Consider the following 18,452-nt stretch of genomic DNA (forward strand, 5'->3'; position numbering starts at 1 on the left):
TTTCTATCCTTATACAGTGCCTTTTTCATACATTGCGCGCATTTTTTCTTTTTCTTTGGCGCGTCGTTGTTTATCAGCCAAAAACGCGCGGTATTTTTCCACATCGAATCCGAATAAAATCAAAAGCGGTGCAGCGATGAAAACCGAGCTAAATGTTCCAGCCACGACGCCAACAAGCATAACAAGGCTAAATCCATGTATCATAGCTCCACCCCAAACGAACAAAATCACAATTACAAGCAAGGTCGTAAATGATGTCAAAAATGTCCTTGAAAGCGTAGCTGAGATTGATTCGTTGATAACCTCGGTTAGCTTAATGGATTTGCTAGTGCGCACACCCTCTCTAATCCTATCGAAAACGACGATAGTATCGTTTAGTGAATAACCCATAATCGTAAGAAGTGCGGCTAAAATTTCAAGGTTAAAATCGATTTTAAATAGTATCAGCGCACCACATGCGATGATGACATCGTGCAGATCCGAAATCACCGCCGCAATCGCAAATCTCCACTCAAAGCGGATTGTGATATAAACCAAAATCAGCGCAAACGATACGCAAAGCGCCATAATTCCCTTTGTGCGTAGCTCGCTACCGACCTTTGGACCCACCACATCGACCTTGCGAACCTCGAAATTCCCACTTCCTTTTAAAATTTCTTGCGCTGCTAAGGCTGGATTATCGCCCAGCGAATCGCTACTGCCAGAGTATCTAATAGTAACTTCTTCTTCGCTTCCAAACTCAGTTACATTTATATTTCCCAAATTTGCCGCTTCAAAGCGAGTTCGAATTTCATCAAGCGGGGCTTTTGTATCGTATTTGACCTGAATTAGCGTTCCACCGCTAAAATCTATACCATAGTTAAAGCCCTTAATCAAAAATAGCCCAATCGAGCCAATTATCAAAATCGCAGATATCACAAATGCGATATGTCTAAATTTCATAAAATCATAAATTTTATCACTATCAAATACCTGCATTTTGCGCCTTTCTGACTTTGTAACCTAGCCAAAATTTCGTATTTTTGCTCTTTTCCATTTTGCCCATTACCACCTCAAACATACCATGAGTGCCCAAAATCGCAGTAATCATCGACGCGATGATACCTATACTCATAGTTACCGCAAAACCCTTAACAGGGCCTGTGCCATACGCATACAAGGCAGCCGAAGTAATCAGCGTAGTGATATTTGCATCTACAATCGCACTCATAGCGTTTTCGTAGCCTTTGGTGATACTTTGGCTAATGGAGCCACCAGCTTTTAGCACTTCCCTTATGCGCTCATTTATGATGACATTAGCATCGACTGCCATACCCACGGTAAGCACAATTCCAGCCATACCAGGCAAGGTCAGTGTCGCTCCAAACAGCGCCATAAACGCTATCAAAAATAAAATATTTACAACTAACGCGATATCTGCAAACACACCCGCCATACCATAATATAAAACCATAAAAATCAAAATTACAATCGCCGCGAAAGTTAGGGCTTTCACGCTTTGATCTATGCTATCTTGACCTAGGCTTGGTCCGATACTGCGTGATTCGCTCACGCTAACAGGAGCCAAAAGCGCACCAGAGCGCAGTGCAATCGCCACATCGTGTGCTTCTTGCACGCTAAATCCGCCACTGATTTGTCCGCTTCCGCCACCGATTCGCTCGTTAATGCGTGGAGCTGAATAGACCTTGCCGTCAAGCACAATCGCAAGGCGTCTGCCGACATTTTCGCCTGTAAAATCGCCGAAAATTTGCGCGCCTTGTGAATTAAGCGTGAAATTTATGATTGGCTGATTTGTATTTTGATCAAAAGCCACCCTAGCATCGACTAGCATTGCTCCGTCTAAAACCGGAATTTCGTTGATTAGGTATTTATACTCTGGATTTTTCGCATCAGGGTAAATTACATCGCCGTAGCTTTTGGCCTCATCTTCGCTCATTGTTAAGGCTCTGTCTTGGCGAATCTCATCAAGTGCCATGAGCTGTAAATGCGCTGCTTTGGCAATCAAATCTTTGGCTCGTTGCTCCTCTTCTGAGCTCTTAATTCCAGGAAGCTCGACTAGGATATAGCTCTCGCCCTGTTTGGCGACTGTTGGCTCAGCAAGGCCGAATTGATCCAAGCGGTTGCGTATGGTATCCACAGCCTGAGCAATCGCGTATTCTTTGGTGCTAGCGATCTCCTCTGGTGTCAGGCTTACGCGGTATTTCTCGCCAGTTTTGGCGATTTCAAGCCCACTAGCAGCAGAGTGAAGCAAAGCGTCAAATTTAGGCGCTTCATCGGGGTCTAAAATTTCAAATTCGAAAAAATCGCTATCAAGCTTCAAGCCGTCCATTAGCAAATCATCGCGCTTAGCAGCGTAATTTACGCTAGCTGCGATTGATTTGATTTTCGAAGTTATCGCCTCGTCGCTTTGGACTTCGAGCAGCATGTGAAGACCGCCCTGCAAATCAAGTCCGAGGTTGATTTTATCGCCCTTTTCGCTCTGCAAAATCGAAGGCATAGCAAAAATCAAACTAAAAATTGCCGCTACTAAAAAGGCAATCAAACGATATGTAATCTTACTACGCATCTAACCTTCTTGCGATATAAAGTTTGTCTAGTTCGACGATAACATCATCATTAAGCTTAACTGTGATAAAATCCTCACTTGTTTTTACGACTGTGCATTTTAGTCCGCCACTTGTGACGATTTTATCGCCCTTAGCGAGCGCATCAACCATAGCTTTATGCTCTTTTGCTTGTTTTTGTTGCGGTCTGATTAGCAAAAAGTAAAAAATCCCAACAAAGACAATTAGAGGTAATAATGTTCCAAAAAGACTTCCTTGTTCCATCGTTTTCCTTTGTAAAAAATTTAAAAAGAGAGTATTTTACATTAAATAAAATAAATAACGGCTTTTTTCTTGCGCTTGGAGTTTCAAATTTTATATTTGTTGAAATTTTAAGCCAAAATTTAAGTGGAATTTTACCACTTTTGGCTGAATTTTTATCGCCACTAATCGCGATTTTTGCGCTATTTGTCCTTTTAAAAAGCAAAAGGCAAATTTGGTTTTGGTTTGGGTTTTTTATCGGCGCGATTTGGTTTTATTGGATTAGTTTTAGCCTGATTTATTTTGGACTTTCGTTTTTAATCCCAGTTGAAATTTTAGGAATTTGCCTGATTGCGGGGGCGATTTTTCGTATTTTTGCCATTTTTGATGAGCCGATACTGCGCGCGCTCTGTTTGGTGGGGCTGAAATTTATCCACCCATTTGGCTTTGATTGGCTAAATTTCGAGCTTTTGTTTTCACACGGAATTTTCAGAGCCGAAATTTTCGCATTTTGCGCGATTTTGGCTGGAATTTGCATTTTAATAAAATTTAGGCACAAAGCCAAAATTTTGCTTTTTTGCGCTTGCTTGATTTGCGCGTTAGAATTTAAAGAAAAACAAGCCGAATTTTTGCCCCTTAAAATCAAGCTTGAAAATTCGCAAATTTCGCAGTTTGACATCTGGGACGAGGAGAAAATTTTAGACGCGGTTAGAGAAAATTTAGCCAAAATCGACGAGGCGATAGAAAGTGGTTACGAGGCGATAGTATTGCCAGAGAGCGCATTTGCTCTGTATCTAAACCGCGAGGAAGCCTTAAAGGAAATTTTGCTAGAAAAATCGCATAAAATTTCGATTGTAGCCGGTGCCGAGGCGTATGAAGAGTCTAAATTTTACAACAGCGCGTATGTTTTTGAAAACGGAAATTTGCGCAGATTTGACAAACACATTTTGGTGCCTTTTGGCGAGCAAGTGCCCCTGCCTGCGCCAATTAGAGATTTTATAAATAACACATTTTTAGGCGGGGCTAGCGATTTTTCGATTGCGCCAAATTTTAGCTTTTATAAAATCAAAGAAATCCCCGTAAAAAGCGCGATTTGCTACGAGGCGACAAGGGGCGAGTTTTACAGCGATGACCCAAAATTTGTCGTGGCGATTTCAAACAACGGCTGGTTTATCCCTAGCTACGAACCGCACCTGCAACGCCTGATAATCCGCTATTACGCCACGCTAAGCGGGGCAAGTGTGTATCACGCCATAAACGGTAGCCCTAGCGAGATAATCACGCCTAAAAAACTATGGGTGAATAAATTTTTGGCATTATTTAAAACGGCGTAAAAAGCTATTTTTAAACGAGTTTTAGATAACATAATCAAATTTTTTCAAGGAGCATTAAAATGGCAAAATTTAATCGTGTGCTCGTTAAATTTTCAGGCGAGGCACTGGCTGGAAAAGATGGTTTTGGAATAGATAGCGAAATTTTAAAATTTATAGCCAGAGAGATTAAACAGCTCGTCGATAACGGTATCGAGGTAGGTATCGTAATCGGTGGCGGAAACATAATCCGTGGCGTAAGCGCGGCAGCTGGCGGTATCATCAAACGCACAAGTGGCGATCACATGGGCATGCTAGCAACCGTAATCAACGCAATCGCTATGCGCGAGGCACTCGAATACAACGGCATAGATGTGCGCGTGCAAAGCGCGATAAAAATGGAAGCAATCTGCGAAACCTTCATCATCGGCAGAGCTAAAAGACATTTGGAGAAAAAACGGGTCGTAATCTTTGCAGCAGGCACTGGAAATCCGTTTTTTACCACTGATACTGCTGGTACTTTGCGCGCGGTCGAAATCAGCGCAGACGCGATTATCAAAGCGACAAAGGTAAATGGAATTTATGACAAAGATCCGCATAAATTCGATGACGCAGTGCTTTTAAATACCATTACCTACGATCAAGCCTTGCACGATAATATCAAGGTCATGGACGATACCGCAATCGCCCTAGCCAAGGACAACAAGCTTCCAATCATCGTATGCAATATGTTTGAGAGCGGAAATTTACACAAAATCATCAATAACGGCGATTTAAGCCAATGTTCAATCGTAAAAAACTAAAAAAGGAGAATTAATGAGAACAGAACAAATCATAGCAAAAGCGTTAAAAGTCACAGGAGGCGATCGCTACAAGCTATCACTAATGACTACTAAACGCACAGAAGAGCTTGCCGCTGGGGCAACTCCACTTGTAGAAAATATAGATACTCGCAATATGAAATTTGCAGATATTGCGATTTTAGAATTAGCAGAAGGTAAGATTACCCTAGATGGAATCATTGACAAGGATTAGTGACGGCTATTTAGAAAGCCTTATCGAAGATATTGTCGAAACAAAAGAGATTGAGGACGCCAAACGGCTACTTTATAGCCTAAAAGAGCCGACCCCAGTGCTTGTAGATGCGATAAATTTATGCGTTACGCAGCATGAGGGTCAGTTTCGCAAAAGTGGCGAACCATACGCAATCCACCCGATTTTGGTAGCGTGTTTCGTCGCATTTATGGGCGGTGATGACGCTATGGTCATTTCTGCACTTTTGCACGATGTGGTCGAGGATACGGATTTTAGCACCGAGCAAGTCGGGGATAGATTTGGCGAAGATGTCGCAAAAATCGTAGAGGGCATGACAAAAATCGTAAATATCCGCGAGGATAAACTAGCCCCTTCTGGCGATAAAAACGCTAAACTTCGCACCACAGCTCTGACATTTCGCAAAATGCTGATGATCTCTATCGAAGATCAGCGCGTTTTGGTGGTCAAACTCTGCGATAGGCTCCATAACATGCTAACCCTAGAAGCATTGCGCCCAGATAAGCAAAAACGCATAGGCGAAGAGACACTTCTAGTTTATGCGCCAATCGCGCACAGGCTTGGAATTTCATCGATTAAAAATATCTTAGAAGATCTAAGCTTTAAATATGTAATGCCAAAAGAATACGCCACAATCGCAAACTATGTCGAAGAGCATAAACAACAGCTCCAAATAAATTTAAGCAAATTTAGCGAAACGATTAGCGAGTATCTACTTACAAACGGATTTAGCGAAAATAGCTTTGAAATTCAAAAGCGTATGAAGCATTACTATTCAATCTACCTAAAAATGCAAAGAAAGGGCATTTCGATTGAGGAAGTTTTGGATTTGCTAGCTATCCGCATAATCGTGCAAAAGCCGATGGATTGCTACCTAGCACTTGGCGTAATCCATACCAAATTTAACCCCTTGATTTCGCGCTTTAAAGACTATATCGCCCTACCTAAACAAAACGGCTACCAGACGATTCACACTACTGTTTTTAACGACAGCATGATAGTCGAGGTCCAAATCCGCACCACAGAGATGCACAATACAGCCGAGCTTGGCGTGGCTGCGCACTGGAAATACAAATACTCCGGCTCACTAAATCCTAAGCTTGATTGGATTAGCGATATTGGCTTGCAAGAAGCCGATGATTCAAACGCCGATGATTTATACGAATATGCCAAAGATAGCCTATATATCGAGGATATCGCAGTGTATTCGCCAAAGGGCGGAATTTTCACGCTCCCACGAGGTGCGACTGCGCTTGATTACGCTTATGAAATACACTCACAAGTCGGTCTTAAAGCCGTCGAAGCCTTTGTCAATCGCATAAAAGTCCCGCTTCTAACCGAGCTTCAAAACGGCGATATCGTCCATATCATCACAGGAAACAACCCACACTATCGTTGTAGCTGGCTAAATTCTGTCAAAACAGGCAAGGCAAGAGCCACAATCAAGGCATTTTGCAAACAAAAAATTCGCGATGTAAATCAAGAAGTAGCGATTAAAATTTTAAGTGCGATTTTCGCCACGACCGAAGAGAGCGTGATAAACTGGGTAGAAAAAGAAAATTTAATTAAAAAAGTCGGCAAAGCAAGCTATGATTCGGTATTTTTGAAAGATGTCGTAAATGCGCTGAAAAAATACCCGCTCAAAGAGAAGCTTTTTAATATGAAATTCCGCGATAAATACAGCGTCGAAAAGCAAAAATTCGACAATATCGTGGTGTATTCAAACTACAAAATCAACGAAGTAGAGTTTGATTACTGCTGTAATCCTAAGCGCGGGGACGATATCATCGGATTTCGCAACGGACACAATGTCACGGTTCATCACAAGCTTTGCGAAAGAGCGGCAAATTTAATGAAAAGCGATGAAATGATTTTCGTCAAATGGACGCGAAACGCTCCACACAGGTATAAAATCATACTAAATATCGAAAACAAACGGGGCTCACTGGCTGAGTTTTTAACATATTTGGCTAAACTAAGCGTCGATTTAGTTTCAATAAATTTGAACGAAAACAACGAAGCTGTGTCTGATTTTTTCGAAATCATTATAGAATTAAACGAAAATTTAGACCACACTTATATCAAAGACAGATTAAAAAATAGATATAAAATCGCTGATTTTATATCATTAGATGATGTGTATAAAAACTAATAAAAGGGAGAATAAATGGCTGACATTAAAGATATAATGGCAAATTTCAAACGCGGAGTAAGCGAGATAATAGGCGAAGAGCAAATCGAGGCTTTGATTACTAAATTTTACGAGAGTGGCGAAACATTTTTGGTAAAAATCGGCATGGATCCGACTGCGCCAGATCTACACCTAGGACACACTGTCGTGCTAAACAAACTCGCATTTTTGCAACAACACGGCGCAATCGTGCAGTTTTTGATCGGTGATTTCACAGCTCAAATCGGCGATCCAACAGGCAAAAGCGAAACTAGAAAAAAACTTCCTCACCATGTCGTAATGCAAAATGCCAAAACCTACGAAGAGCAAGTTTTTAAAATTTTAGACCCAGAAAAAACAAAGGTAATGTTCAACTCCGAATGGACAAACCGATTAGGCGCTAGCGGTGTAATCGAGCTATCAAGCACATTTAATGTGGCCAGAATGCTAGAAAGAGATGATTTCGAGAAACGCTACAAGGCCGAAATGCCAATTAGCATTAGCGAATTTTTATACCCGCTTTTGCAGGGCTATGATAGCGTATGTATGAAATGCGATATCGAATTTGGCGGCACTGATCAAAAATTTAACCTTCTTATGGGACGCCAACTCCAAAGAGTTTATAATGTAGGCAAAGAACAAGCCGTCGTTATGATGCCACTTCTTGTGGGCACTGACGGGGTAAATAAAATGAGCAAGAGCCTAGGAAACTATATCGGCGTAACAGACGCTCCAAACGATATGTATGGCAAGGTAATGAGTATCAGCGATGATTTGATGTGGGATTGGTATAATCTACTATCACAAAAAAGCAACGAAGATATCGCACTAATCAAACAATTCGTAGCAGACGAAGCTGTGCATCCAAAAGCCGTAAAAGAGGAGCTTGCCACAGAAATCGTTACGAGATTTTATGATGAAGATGTCGCATTAGAGGCAAAAGAGGAATTCGATAGAGTTCATGGCGGAAACGAGCTTCCAGCAGAAATCCCTGAATTTAGCGTTTCAGCCCCAGCGTGGATTGTAAAGGCTCTGCTTATTTGCAAGCTAGCCACTTCTAGCTCAGATGCAAGACGCCTAATCAAATCAAACGCCGTCAGCGTCGATCAGACCAAAATTTCAGACGAGCAACTCCAACTAAGTGCTGGCGAATACACCTTACAAGTAGGAAAGAAAAAATTTGCTAAATTAAAGGTAAGATAATGAGCGTTAAAATCGGCAAATACGAGATCAAACACCCTATTATCCAAGGCGGAATGGGGCTAGGGATTAGCTGGGACAAGCTAGCTGGAAATGTCAGCTTAAATGGCGGTTTGGGCGTGATTAGCTCGGTAGGGACTGGATATTATGACGACCTTAAATTTTCGGAAAAGTGTATCCACGATAGACCATTTTCTTCGCTAAATTTTTATAACAAAAAAGCCCTTACTCAAATCGTAAAAAACGCTCGCGAAATCTGTGGCGACGCACCACTAGCGATGAATATCATGTGCGCGGCTAATGATTATGAGCGCATTGTAAAGGATTCTTGCGAAGCTGGGATAAATATCATCATCAGCGGGGCTGGACTTCCTACGAATTTGCCTGAATTTACCGCCGATTTCCCAGATGTCGCGCTTATGCCTATCGTTTCATCTGCCAAGGCTCTAAAAATCATAGCCAAGCGTTGGAGTGGCAGATACAACCGCCTACCTGACGGCGTCGTGCTAGAAGGCCCACTAAGTGGCGGTCATCAGGGCTTTACCTACGAGCAATGCACCGACCCAGAGTATCAGCTAGAAAAATTAATCCCACAAGTAAGAGCCGAAATCGATAGCTGGGGAGAATTCCCGCTATTTGCAGCAGGTGGAATTTGGGACAAAAACGATATAGATAAAGCCAAAAGTCTTGGTGCAGACGGTGTTCAAATGGGCACTAGATTTATCGGCACATTTGAGTGCGACGCCCACGAGAAATTTAAAGAGGTCTTACTAAAAGCCACAAAAGAAGATATCAAACTTCTAAAATCCCCAGTAGGCTACCCTGCGCGCGGAATTCATACAAATTTGCAAGATATGATTGCCGCTGGAAGCGCACCGAAAATTTCATGCGTTAGCAACTGCGTGGCACCTTGCGAGCGTGGCAAAGGCGCCAAACTCGTCGGATACTGCATAGCAGATCGCCTAAGCGACGCCTATCTTGGCAGACAAGAGAGCGGGCTGTTTTTCACAGGCGCAAATGGTTGGAGATTAAACGAAATCATAAGCGTCAAAGAATTAATGGAAAAACTCGTAAATGGCGAAGATAGTTAAAATTTTATGCGCTATTGTTTTTAGCCTGAGTTTCGCATTTGGCGCGAACGCTAGTAGCGTTTTTGCGAATTTTGACAAAAACTATGTCAGCGCTAGCAAAACCGCGAAAAAAGAGCTTCACAGCGAGCTTAAAAAAATTTATTCCGCCACTTCAAATAAAGATAAAAAAACCAAAATTAGCGTCCTAAAACGGCTAACTTATAGTAGCGAGGTGCTTGGGTATTCAAACTACTCTGTGTATAAATCCGAGCTAGAAAAACTAGGCGCCAAGGCCGATTACAAGCCGGCTATCACGGACGCTAAAAAAACTTTAAGCAAGGCTGATTTAGAGTTTTTAAACTCAGGCAAAATCACGCCAAATACCACCAAAATCGACAAATCAAAACCTTTAATTTTGCAATCAATCAGTAGCGATAAAAACAGCGTCAGGGTTAAATTTAACAGAAATTTAGACCACAGCGAGTATAAAAATTTCGTAATTAACAAAGATAAAGTTTATCGCTATGTCCTAGATTTTAACGCCAAAAACAGCTCGCACACCACGAGATTAACGGGCAGTTTCGTAGATGAAGTTCGCACTTCGCAGTATAACGACAAAATCGCCCGCGTCGTGCTAAATCACAACCAAAAATTTAACCCAAAGATTGAAATTTTTGGCAATGAGTTAATCATCGCCAAAGCGGGGGCTAAAATCGCTATGCCAGCGCAAACTAGCACAAAAGCTACTCAGGTAAATTCAGCCAAAAGCGAGGCGAGCGGGACGAATAAAATTTACAAATCTACAAAAGGCAAACTAATCGTCATAGACCCAGGCCATGGCGGCAAAGATAGTGGCGCTATCGGAAATGGTTTGAAGGAAAAAACTATCGTTCTTGCAACCTCCAAAAAGCTTGGCGCACTGCTTCAAAAACGCGGTTACAAGGTGCTTTATACCAGAAGCAACGATGTATTTATCAACCTCAAATCCCGCACAGCTTTCGCCAACAAAAAAAATGCCGATATGTTTATTTCGGTGCATGCAAACGCCGCGCCAAACGCCAAACAAGCGCCAAATTTCAGTGGCGTGGAGACATTTTTTTTAAGCCCAGCCAAATCAGAGCGTAGCAAAAATGTCGCAGCATTTGAAAACCAAGGCGACATGGAGGATATGAACGCCTTTTCGCAAGAGACATTTTTAAATTTCTTAAATAGAGAAAAAATAATCGCCTCAAACAAGCTTGCAATCGATATCCAAAGCTATATGTTAAATTCCGTCCAAAAAAGTTACAAAAGCAAAGACGGCGGTGTCAGAGAGGGACCGTTTTGGGTGCTAGTGGGGGCTACAATGCCAGCTGTGCTCGTAGAAATGGGCTATATCTCACACCCAAGCGAGGGCAAAAACCTAGGCACCTCTGCATACCAAGACCGCATAGCCCAAGGTATCGCAAACGGCGTAGATGCGTATTTTCAAAAGAATAAGTGATGAAATTTATCAATGATGCACCATTTAGTGAAATTTACGAGGATTTTTATTTTAATTTCAAAAATCCTCTTGGCGAGAGTGAATATGTCTTTATAAGCGCGCTAGATACGGCGTTTGCAAGCAATGCGCCTATCATCGTGGGCGAGCTAGGATTTGGCGTGGGGCGCAACTTTTTGCTCTGCGCAAAAAAAGCACTTAAATTTAACAAACGCCTACACTTTGTCTCAATCGAAAAAAATCCGCTTAGCAAGGACGAATTAGCCCAAATTTGGGCTAAATTTAGCGAACTCTCATCAGTTTCTAAAATTTTAATCAAAAAACTCCCGCCCCTTACCAAGGGAATCCACCGCATAAATTTTGGCAAAAAAATCACGCTTGATCTTTGCATTGGCGAGGCTAGCGAGCTAATCAATGAGCTTGATTTCAAGGCTGATGCGTGGTTTTTAGACGGATTTTCACCTGCAAAAAACGAAACCATTTGGAGCAAAGAGATTTTTGCCGCCCTTACGCCACTTTGCAAAAAGGGCGCGATTTTAGCGACATACACAAGCGCTGGTTGGGTGGCAAAATCACTGCGCGAGGCAGGGTTTTTCGTCGAGAAAACAGACGGATTCGACACCAAACGCCACATGATTAGGGCGAAATTTTTGCGCGAAGATGATGAAGTAGAGAATTTTTATTTTGCCAGAAAGCACCCGCAAATTTTGCCAATACAGTTTTCAAATTTCGCCGATTTATCCGCCACGCACTGTCTATACGACCCTAATTCATACGACCAAGAGCGCGCACCGCAGGCGCAAACCCCCACAGCAATCGTAGTGGGAGCTGGAATTGCCGGGCTTTGCACGGCTTTTAAACTTAAAAAGGCAGGTTTTAGCGTCAGCGTGATAGATAAAAGAAGCGAAGCTGGGCTAAATGGTAGCGGGAATTTCACAGGTGTGTGCGCCCCGCTGATCACCAAAGAGGGCGTGAAGCTTGGGGAGATGCACATACACGCATTTGATTTGGCTCTTAGCTTTTATGCCAAACACGCTCCCAAAAAGCTAGCTAGCCTGCTTGGGGCGCAGGATTTTGCCTATGATAGCGAGCTTTTAGCAAGGTATCAAAGCGCAGGAAACCCCGAAATTTACGAATTTAAAGCGCACTCAAAACCATATCCAAGCATAATGATAAAAAACGCCGTCCTAGCCCACCCGCACAAGCTCTGCAAACATTTCGCCAAAAAACTCGGCGTCAAATTTAACCACGAAATGCTAAATTTCAAAAAGCAAAATGAAAAATTCGAAGTGATTTTAAAAGATCGCGCAAGCCTATTTTGCGATATTTTAGTCCTTTGCGCAGGAAGCGAGAGCGAGGAGTTTTTCGGGCGCGGCGCAGTATCACAAGATGCCAAATTTAACCTAGATCCTAGCGTGCAAATCAGCTCCGTGCGCGGTCAAACCACGCTAATTCGCCCGCTAATCAAAACCAAATTCCCGCTCAGTGCCTCTGGCTACATCTGCCCAGCCGTGGGCAAAAAGCAACTCATCGGCGCGACTTACGATAGGAAGTGCTACCACGACGAAGCAAGGGCAATCGACGATGTCAAAAATCTAGAAAGCGTTGGCGAGTTTTTGAGCAAAAAAGCCAAAATCATCGGCTCTAAGGTCGGATACAGGGGATATAGTGGCGATAGATTTCCGCTAATTGGCCCAGTATGCGAGCCAGAAACTCTGGCGCGAGATTTCAAGGATTTGCCATGGAGCAAAAACAAAAAATCCGCCAGACGCGCCAAATTTATCCCAAATTTATATCTTAACACAGCGCATGGCGCACACGGGCTAAGCACCGCAGTTTTGGGCGCTGAGCTTATATGCGATTATGCACTTTCTCGCCCGCTTTGCGTGCCACGCTCGATCGCAAACGAGCTAATGCCATCGCGCTTTTTGATTCGCAAACTCAAAAAAGGACTAATCAAATGAAAAAACTAATCCTAATAATTCTAATCCTTTTTGCCCTCGGCGCACTCGCACTTTACGGCATTTCGAGGACAAATCCAAATTTGTTTGCCGAGATTAAAATTTTAGCTATTTTGCTAAATACCGCGCTTTTCGCCCTTGCGCTTGTGATAATCGCAATCAAAGAAAAGGACGCCGTGCGCTTTCCGTTTCTCACGGCTGTGGTTTTGGCGCTGTTTTCTGGGCTCATAAACGGCGCGATAATCTTTAAAAACCGCTACTATATCATCGCAACGGCGGTTTTGTTTGTCGTTTTTGTGGTCTATTTGCAGATCAAACACCGCAGATTTTCGAATAAAATTTACAAAACCGAAGAGTAGTTAAATTTTAATTTAGAAATAAATTTTGATAAATTTTAAATTTAGCGAATTTGAAATTTTAAAATTTCCCCATTTCGCTGGCGCAACCCCCAAACCCTGCCCCGAAATTTCGTATTGTAAAAAAAGCGTTTTTGGCGCATGATTTGTCATTGCGAGCGCGCACCGCGCGCGTGGCAATCTACGAGTAAAAAATTTCTACCGCTAAATTTGCTGTCATTGCAAATACGCCTTACTCACAATGACACATTAACAAATTCACAAATTTTGTAAGTTGAGAATTTGTTACTCATCTTTTATCCTTTTCATTAGAATTTTTGTTTATTAAATTTTGTTCTAGGATATTGATTATTTCATAAGTATCTAGCATATTATGGCAAGTTAAGCCCTGAACATCTGTGGATACAGATAAAAATTTGTGCATAAATGAATTATATGGCATAAAATATCTATATACTTTTCCTATTTTTTTATCATTGATATATATGTCGCTTTTATGAATTAAACCTGTATTTTTAGGGCATTTAGCATAATCATTATTGCATTGATGATATATTTCACTATCTTTTAATCGAATATTTTGTAAATCGCTTAGTGCATAATTGTTATCTAAAATTTCAATCTTAAAATTCTTTTTAATATCACACTCGTATCTAAATTTAAGCATTTTAAACCCGTCAAACAAAAATCCATAAGTTAAAAACAGAGTTATTAAAGTAGCTACAAAATAAGTTTTATTTTGAAATAAAAATTTATCATCTTTTGAAATTTCTATTTTTTCATAATTTAATTTATCATCTATTGTATTGATTTTGACTTTATGTTTCTTTGTGATTAGTGCTAAGAAAAACAAAGTCAGAAAAAAGACAAATACAAAAAATCCTAATAGAATAAAAACAATGAAAAATAATAAAGCAAAGAATTTTGCAAATTTATTTATCTGCGAATTTGCGATATATCTTATACATAACGCACAAGCAAAAGCTACTATAAGATTTATGATTAAAACTTCCATTTTTATCCTTAAAAATTTTATTTACTAAAAAATGTTTTTATTAAAGTTGTTTCGCAATCTAAATTTTTATCAGCATAACAATGACTGGCAAAAATACTATTTTCACTAGCATGAACTCCAAAAGCTAAAATTTTAAAAAACCAGCTATTTAAAATACTATCTTTGTATGTGCAATAACTGCCTTTGTTTGTCGCTAAAATATCGTTAGTTTTAAAATTTTTTATTATAAATTTATTGTTAAATTTAATACCAATTATTTTGCCAAAATAACCAATATCAGAATTATTTAATTTTGCACAAAAATCGTTATTATCGCAACTTTCTATGACATAATTGCTAATTTCTTTTATTGTTTTTCTTGCTATACACTTATTTGGCAGATTTTTAATAAAACAATCTACTGAATTATTATCATCTAAATAAAATCTAAAATTCCAATTATTATCGGTTAAATCGATAAAATCAACATAGCCATTAATCAAATTTTTAAAATTCCAATTATAAGCAGCGTATGTATATTCACCAACTTCGCCACCATAATATCCACGCTCTATCGGTTTTTTTAGAATTTCTATACCAGCATATTTTGATACATAGTAGCTATTTATCGCATTAAAAATTATATAATCCCCAAAAAATGCCAAAAACCAAACAAAAACCCAAACAATCTTTTTTCTACCTTTTGGAATTATTAAAGAACAAAAAAATAAAACTACACAAGCAAGTAAAGCTATCGCCATTGCCATTTTTATCTCCCTCACTCACACTTCTTGCTTTGCTCTGCGATTAGGCTAAGCTTTTTAAGTGTGAAATTTGATTTTAGTATGTGAGCTTGTAGCTCTGATTTAGCTTTTCTGCCCTGCGCCTCGTCCCGACCTGCCATGCTTCGCATGCCACCGCGCGCTCGAAATGACAGCAAATTTAGCGCAAGGAATTTTAAAGTCGTAGATTGCCACGCTCGCTACACTCACTCGCAATGAAACTAAATTCGCGCTTTGGTAATTTTCACTCGTAGATTGCTTCGATGACTTCGTTATCTCGCAATGACAATGGCGAACAAATTTGCATAATTTGCAAATTTCGGGGCAGTGTTTTAAAAGCCTCGCTAGCGGGCTATGATAACCCGCTAATTACGCCATCATCGCTGATTTTCATATCCAGCGCGCTAGGGTGTTTGGAAAGTCCTGGCATTAGCATGATTTTGCCAGCCACTGCCACGATAAACTTAGCCCCCGTGCGAATCTGCAAATCTTTGACCCGCAGGCTAAACCCGCACGCGCGACCCAGCGCCTTTTCATCGTCGCTGAAACTATACTGCGTCTTGGCGATACACACATCGTAATTTTCAAGCCCAAGCGCGCGAATTTGCTCCAACGCCCCAAGCGCGGCCTCTTCGAAAACAACCTCTTTTGCGCCGTAAATTTTAGTGGCGATTTTTTCGATTTTTGTTTTTATATCATCAGTTTTATCGTAAGTGTGGTTGATATTTTTTAGGATTTTGCACTCGGCAAGGACTAGTTTTGCTAAATCAACAGCCCCAACTGAGCCTTTGGCGAAATTCTCGCAAAGCGCCATTTTGACACTGCGCGCGGTGCAGTAGTTGCGCACAAACTCGATCTCTTCGTCGCTATCAAAACTAAATTTATTCAGTGCGACAATCGGATTTAGACCGAAATTTTGCAAAATTTCAATATGTCCGCCTAAATTTTCGATTCCCACCATAAGCGCTTCTAAATTTGGCTTAGTGATTTCGTCTTTGGCTGCGCCGCCATTGTATTTGAGCGAGCGAATCGTAGCCACCAAAACCACCGCATCAGGGGCGATACCTGCGCGCGGACATTTGATATCGAGGAATTTTTGCGCGCCAAGCTCAGAGCCAAATCCAGCCTCAGTTACAACAAAATCAGCTAGGCTCATCGCCGTTTTTGTAGCGATTATCGAATTGCACCCATGAGCGATATTGGCAAACGGTCCCCCATGCACGAAAGTAGGCGTATGCTCGATACTTTGGAATAAATTTGGCTTAATCGCCTCTTTTAAAAGCACGCTCACAGCCTGCTCGCAACCCAAATCCCGCACGAAAATCGGCTTATCATCTTCATCGTAAGCCACCATGATATTTGCGATATTTTCCTTCAAATCTGCCAAATTTTTCGACAAACACAAAATCGCCATAATCTCGCTAGCAGCGGTGATATTAAAGCCGTCTTTGCGCTCTACACCGTCAAATTTACCGCCTTGGCCCACGGTGATTTGGCGCAGTGCGCGATCGTTCATATCCATGCAACGCTTCCAAAGCACGGTTTTGATTTTTAGCGGATTTCCTTGATAAATCGAGTTGTCGATAATTGCGCTGATTAGGTTGTTTGCGCTAGTAATGGCGTGAAAATCGCCCGTGAAATGCAAATTTAGCTCCTCCATGGGTGCTAGTTGCGAGTATCCACCACCTGCTGCGCCACCTTTTATGCCAAATACTGGACCCAAAGAGGGCTCACGAAGCGCCAAAGCCACGCTTTTGCCTAGTGATTTTATCGCGTCAGCTAGACCAATTGAGGTCGTGGTTTTGCCCTCGCCATAAGGCGTAGGACTAATGGCTGTAACTAAAATCAGCTTTGCGCCCTGTGCGCCTTTTTCGCCGTGTATGCTATACTCGCGCCCCGGAATTTTTGCCTTATAAAACCCATAAGGCTCGATTTCATCTTTTTTCAGACCTAGTTTTTTGCCGATTTTTGTGATTTTTTTAAGCTTTGCATTGTGCGTAATTTCGATATCGCTTAACATTTTTTCCCCTTAAATTTAAATTTTACAAATCAATCTCAATGCCGATTGGGCAGTGGTCGCTACCTGTGATATCAGCGCGGATAAAGGCGTCTTTGAGGCGCGAACGCAAATTTTGCGAGATGAAAAAATAATCAATCCGCCAGCCGACATTTTTAGCGCGCGCATTGAAGCGGTAACTCCACCACGAATAAGCATTTTTTTCATCGCCATGAATTTCGCGGAAAGTATCGATAAATCCGTGATTTATCACCTCATCGATCCACGCTCGCTCGATAGGCAAAAAGCCAGAAATTTTTGAATTTGCCTTTGGATTTGCTAAATCAATTTCCCTGTGAGCGGTATTGACATCGCCACAAAATATCACGCCCAAACCCTGCGCGACCAACTCGTCGATATAGCGCAAAAAATCGGCGTAAAATTTCATCTTATACGCGAGGCGCTCATCGTCCTTTTGGCCGTTTGGGAAGTAGATATTTAGTAGCACCACATCGCCAAATCTATGCTCCAAAACCCGCCCCTCATCGTCGCTAGCGAAGTTGCATTTGCTAACCTTGCTAGCAAATTTAGCTAGGCTTGCCACGCCAGAATACCCAGCGCGCGCGGCTGGGTTCGTATCAATCTGCGAAAATCCCAGTTCATAAAGCTCTTTTGGGATATTTTCTGCGCTCGCTTTTATCTCTTGCAAGCCCAAAAAATCAGGTTTCTCATCATCAAGCCACGCAAATGCGCCCTTGCCAAGCACGGCTCTAAGCCCATTTACATTCCAGCTCATTAGCTTCATTTTTACCCTTTAATTATCAAAATTTGGCTATGATTATGCCTAAATTTAACTAAAATTTAAAAGGAAAAAAATGAGAAATCAGCCAAAATACAAATTTTTCGCAAACTGGGGCTATGCTTTGGCGGGGCTAGCTGAAATTTGGCGTAGTGAGCGGAGTTTTCGGCTAGAAATTTTTGTTTTTGCGCCACTTTTGGTTTCGCTATTTTTTTGGAATTTTGGCTTGGTTTGGAATTTGGCTTTGGTTTTTGGCGCGGTTTTTACGCTGGTTGTCGAGTGCATAAACTCATCAATAGAGCGCGTGGTTGATCTAGCTCACCCTAATTTTCACCCGCTTGCAGGGGCTGCCAAAGATACCGCCAGCACCGCTGTAATGCTCACTCTAAGCCTAAATTTCGCCCTGTGGGTATGTGCGATTTGCGGTAAATTTTTTAGCTAAACACTGCCCCGAAATTTTAAAATTTAAAATTTTTA

General features: G+C 41.4%; 18 protein-coding genes. 10 read left to right on the forward strand and 8 right to left on the reverse strand.

Annotated features, from left to right (window positions below; genetic code table 11):
- Window positions 1–9: 9 nt before the first annotated feature.
- The 3 genes from secF to yajC are packed head-to-tail and all read right to left on the reverse strand — an operon-like array spanning window position 10 to window position 2,828.
- Window positions 10–978 (reverse strand): protein translocase subunit SecF, encoded by a 969-nt coding sequence (gene secF, locus OFN67_RS03225; RefSeq protein WP_270868135.1) that lies wholly within the window; start codon window positions 976–978, stop codon window positions 10–12.
- The gene (secD, locus tag OFN67_RS03230; RefSeq protein ID WP_270868136.1) at window positions 965–2,566 is read right to left on the reverse strand and encodes a protein translocase subunit SecD; all 1,602 of its coding nucleotides are present in this window, start codon (window positions 2,564–2,566) and stop codon (window positions 965–967) included. Before secD ends, secF begins: the two co-directional genes overlap by 14 nt.
- Complete coding sequence (yajC, locus tag OFN67_RS03235; RefSeq protein ID WP_270862572.1) at window positions 2,559–2,828, reverse strand: preprotein translocase subunit YajC; 270 nt, start codon at window positions 2,826–2,828, stop codon at window positions 2,559–2,561. The genes secD and yajC overlap by 8 nt, the downstream gene beginning before the upstream one ends.
- On the opposite strand from yajC, the gene OFN67_RS03240 reads away from it, so the two are divergent.
- The 9 genes from OFN67_RS03240 to OFN67_RS03280 are packed head-to-tail and all read left to right on the forward strand — an operon-like array spanning window position 2,801 to window position 13,407.
- Window positions 2,801–4,138 (forward strand): apolipoprotein N-acyltransferase, encoded by a 1,338-nt coding sequence (locus OFN67_RS03240; RefSeq protein ID WP_270868137.1) that lies wholly within the window; start codon window positions 2,801–2,803, stop codon window positions 4,136–4,138. The two genes, yajC and OFN67_RS03240, sit on opposite strands and share 28 nt — an antisense overlap.
- A gap of 59 nt (window positions 4,139–4,197) precedes the next feature.
- Entirely contained in the window at window positions 4,198–4,917 is a 720-nt protein-coding gene (gene pyrH / locus OFN67_RS03245; protein ID WP_270859276.1) for a UMP kinase, read from the forward strand.
- Between the two features lie 13 nt (window positions 4,918–4,930).
- Window positions 4,931–5,149 (forward strand): DNA-directed RNA polymerase subunit omega, encoded by a 219-nt coding sequence (locus tag OFN67_RS03250; protein WP_270859275.1) that lies wholly within the window; start codon window positions 4,931–4,933, stop codon window positions 5,147–5,149.
- The gene (locus OFN67_RS03255; RefSeq protein WP_270868138.1) at window positions 5,127–7,319 is read left to right on the forward strand and encodes a RelA/SpoT family protein; all 2,193 of its coding nucleotides are present in this window, start codon (window positions 5,127–5,129) and stop codon (window positions 7,317–7,319) included. The genes OFN67_RS03250 and OFN67_RS03255 overlap by 23 nt, the downstream gene beginning before the upstream one ends.
- A 15-nt stretch (window positions 7,320–7,334) precedes the next feature.
- Window positions 7,335–8,540, forward strand: coding sequence for a tyrosine--tRNA ligase (gene tyrS / locus OFN67_RS03260; RefSeq protein WP_270859273.1), 1,206 nt, complete (start codon window positions 7,335–7,337; stop codon window positions 8,538–8,540).
- The gene (locus tag OFN67_RS03265; protein ID WP_270868139.1) at window positions 8,540–9,628 is read left to right on the forward strand and encodes a nitronate monooxygenase; all 1,089 of its coding nucleotides are present in this window, start codon (window positions 8,540–8,542) and stop codon (window positions 9,626–9,628) included. Before tyrS ends, OFN67_RS03265 begins: the two co-directional genes overlap by 1 nt.
- Window positions 9,612–11,090 carry an N-acetylmuramoyl-L-alanine amidase gene (locus OFN67_RS03270; protein WP_270868140.1) on the forward strand — a complete coding sequence of 493 codons (1,479 nt, stop codon included), beginning with the start codon at window positions 9,612–9,614 and terminating at the stop codon, window positions 11,088–11,090. Before OFN67_RS03265 ends, OFN67_RS03270 begins: the two co-directional genes overlap by 17 nt.
- Complete coding sequence (gene mnmC, locus OFN67_RS03275; RefSeq protein WP_270868141.1) at window positions 11,090–13,051, forward strand: FAD-dependent 5-carboxymethylaminomethyl-2-thiouridine(34) oxidoreductase MnmC; 1,962 nt, start codon at window positions 11,090–11,092, stop codon at window positions 13,049–13,051. Before OFN67_RS03270 ends, mnmC begins: the two co-directional genes overlap by 1 nt.
- Window positions 13,048–13,407, forward strand: a complete 360-nt coding sequence (locus OFN67_RS03280) for a hypothetical protein (RefSeq protein ID WP_270868142.1) — start codon at window positions 13,048–13,050, stop codon at window positions 13,405–13,407. Before mnmC ends, OFN67_RS03280 begins: the two co-directional genes overlap by 4 nt.
- A gap of 286 nt (window positions 13,408–13,693) precedes the next feature.
- Here OFN67_RS03280 and OFN67_RS03285 read toward each other — a convergent pair whose 3' ends face one another.
- The 5 genes from OFN67_RS03285 to OFN67_RS03305 form a co-directional block, all read right to left on the reverse strand.
- On the reverse strand, window positions 13,694–14,419 hold the full coding sequence (locus OFN67_RS03285; protein ID WP_270868143.1) for a hypothetical protein: 726 nt from the start codon (window positions 14,417–14,419) through the stop codon (window positions 13,694–13,696).
- Between the two features lie 17 nt (window positions 14,420–14,436).
- The gene (locus OFN67_RS03290; protein ID WP_270868144.1) at window positions 14,437–15,165 is read right to left on the reverse strand and encodes a hypothetical protein; all 729 of its coding nucleotides are present in this window, start codon (window positions 15,163–15,165) and stop codon (window positions 14,437–14,439) included.
- An 11-nt stretch (window positions 15,166–15,176) separates the two neighbouring features.
- Window positions 15,177–15,311 (reverse strand): hypothetical protein, encoded by a 135-nt coding sequence (locus tag OFN67_RS03295; protein WP_270868145.1) that lies wholly within the window; start codon window positions 15,309–15,311, stop codon window positions 15,177–15,179.
- 221 nt (window positions 15,312–15,532) lie between these two features.
- Window positions 15,533–17,200: a formate--tetrahydrofolate ligase gene (locus OFN67_RS03300; RefSeq protein WP_270868146.1), complete on the reverse strand. Its 1,668-nt coding sequence runs from the start codon at window positions 17,198–17,200 to the stop codon at window positions 15,533–15,535.
- A 22-nt stretch (window positions 17,201–17,222) separates the two neighbouring features.
- Window positions 17,223–17,981, reverse strand: a complete 759-nt coding sequence (locus OFN67_RS03305) for an exodeoxyribonuclease III (protein ID WP_270868147.1) — start codon at window positions 17,979–17,981, stop codon at window positions 17,223–17,225.
- 70 nt (window positions 17,982–18,051) lie between these two features.
- On the opposite strand from OFN67_RS03305, the gene OFN67_RS03310 reads away from it, so the two are divergent.
- Window positions 18,052–18,417 (forward strand): diacylglycerol kinase, encoded by a 366-nt coding sequence (locus OFN67_RS03310; RefSeq protein WP_270873955.1) that lies wholly within the window; start codon window positions 18,052–18,054, stop codon window positions 18,415–18,417.
- Window positions 18,418–18,452 lie beyond the last annotated feature (35 nt).

This window comes from Campylobacter sp. JMF_11 EL3 (genome assembly GCF_027736965.1).
Lineage (GTDB): Bacteria > Campylobacterota > Campylobacteria > Campylobacterales > Campylobacteraceae > Campylobacter_B.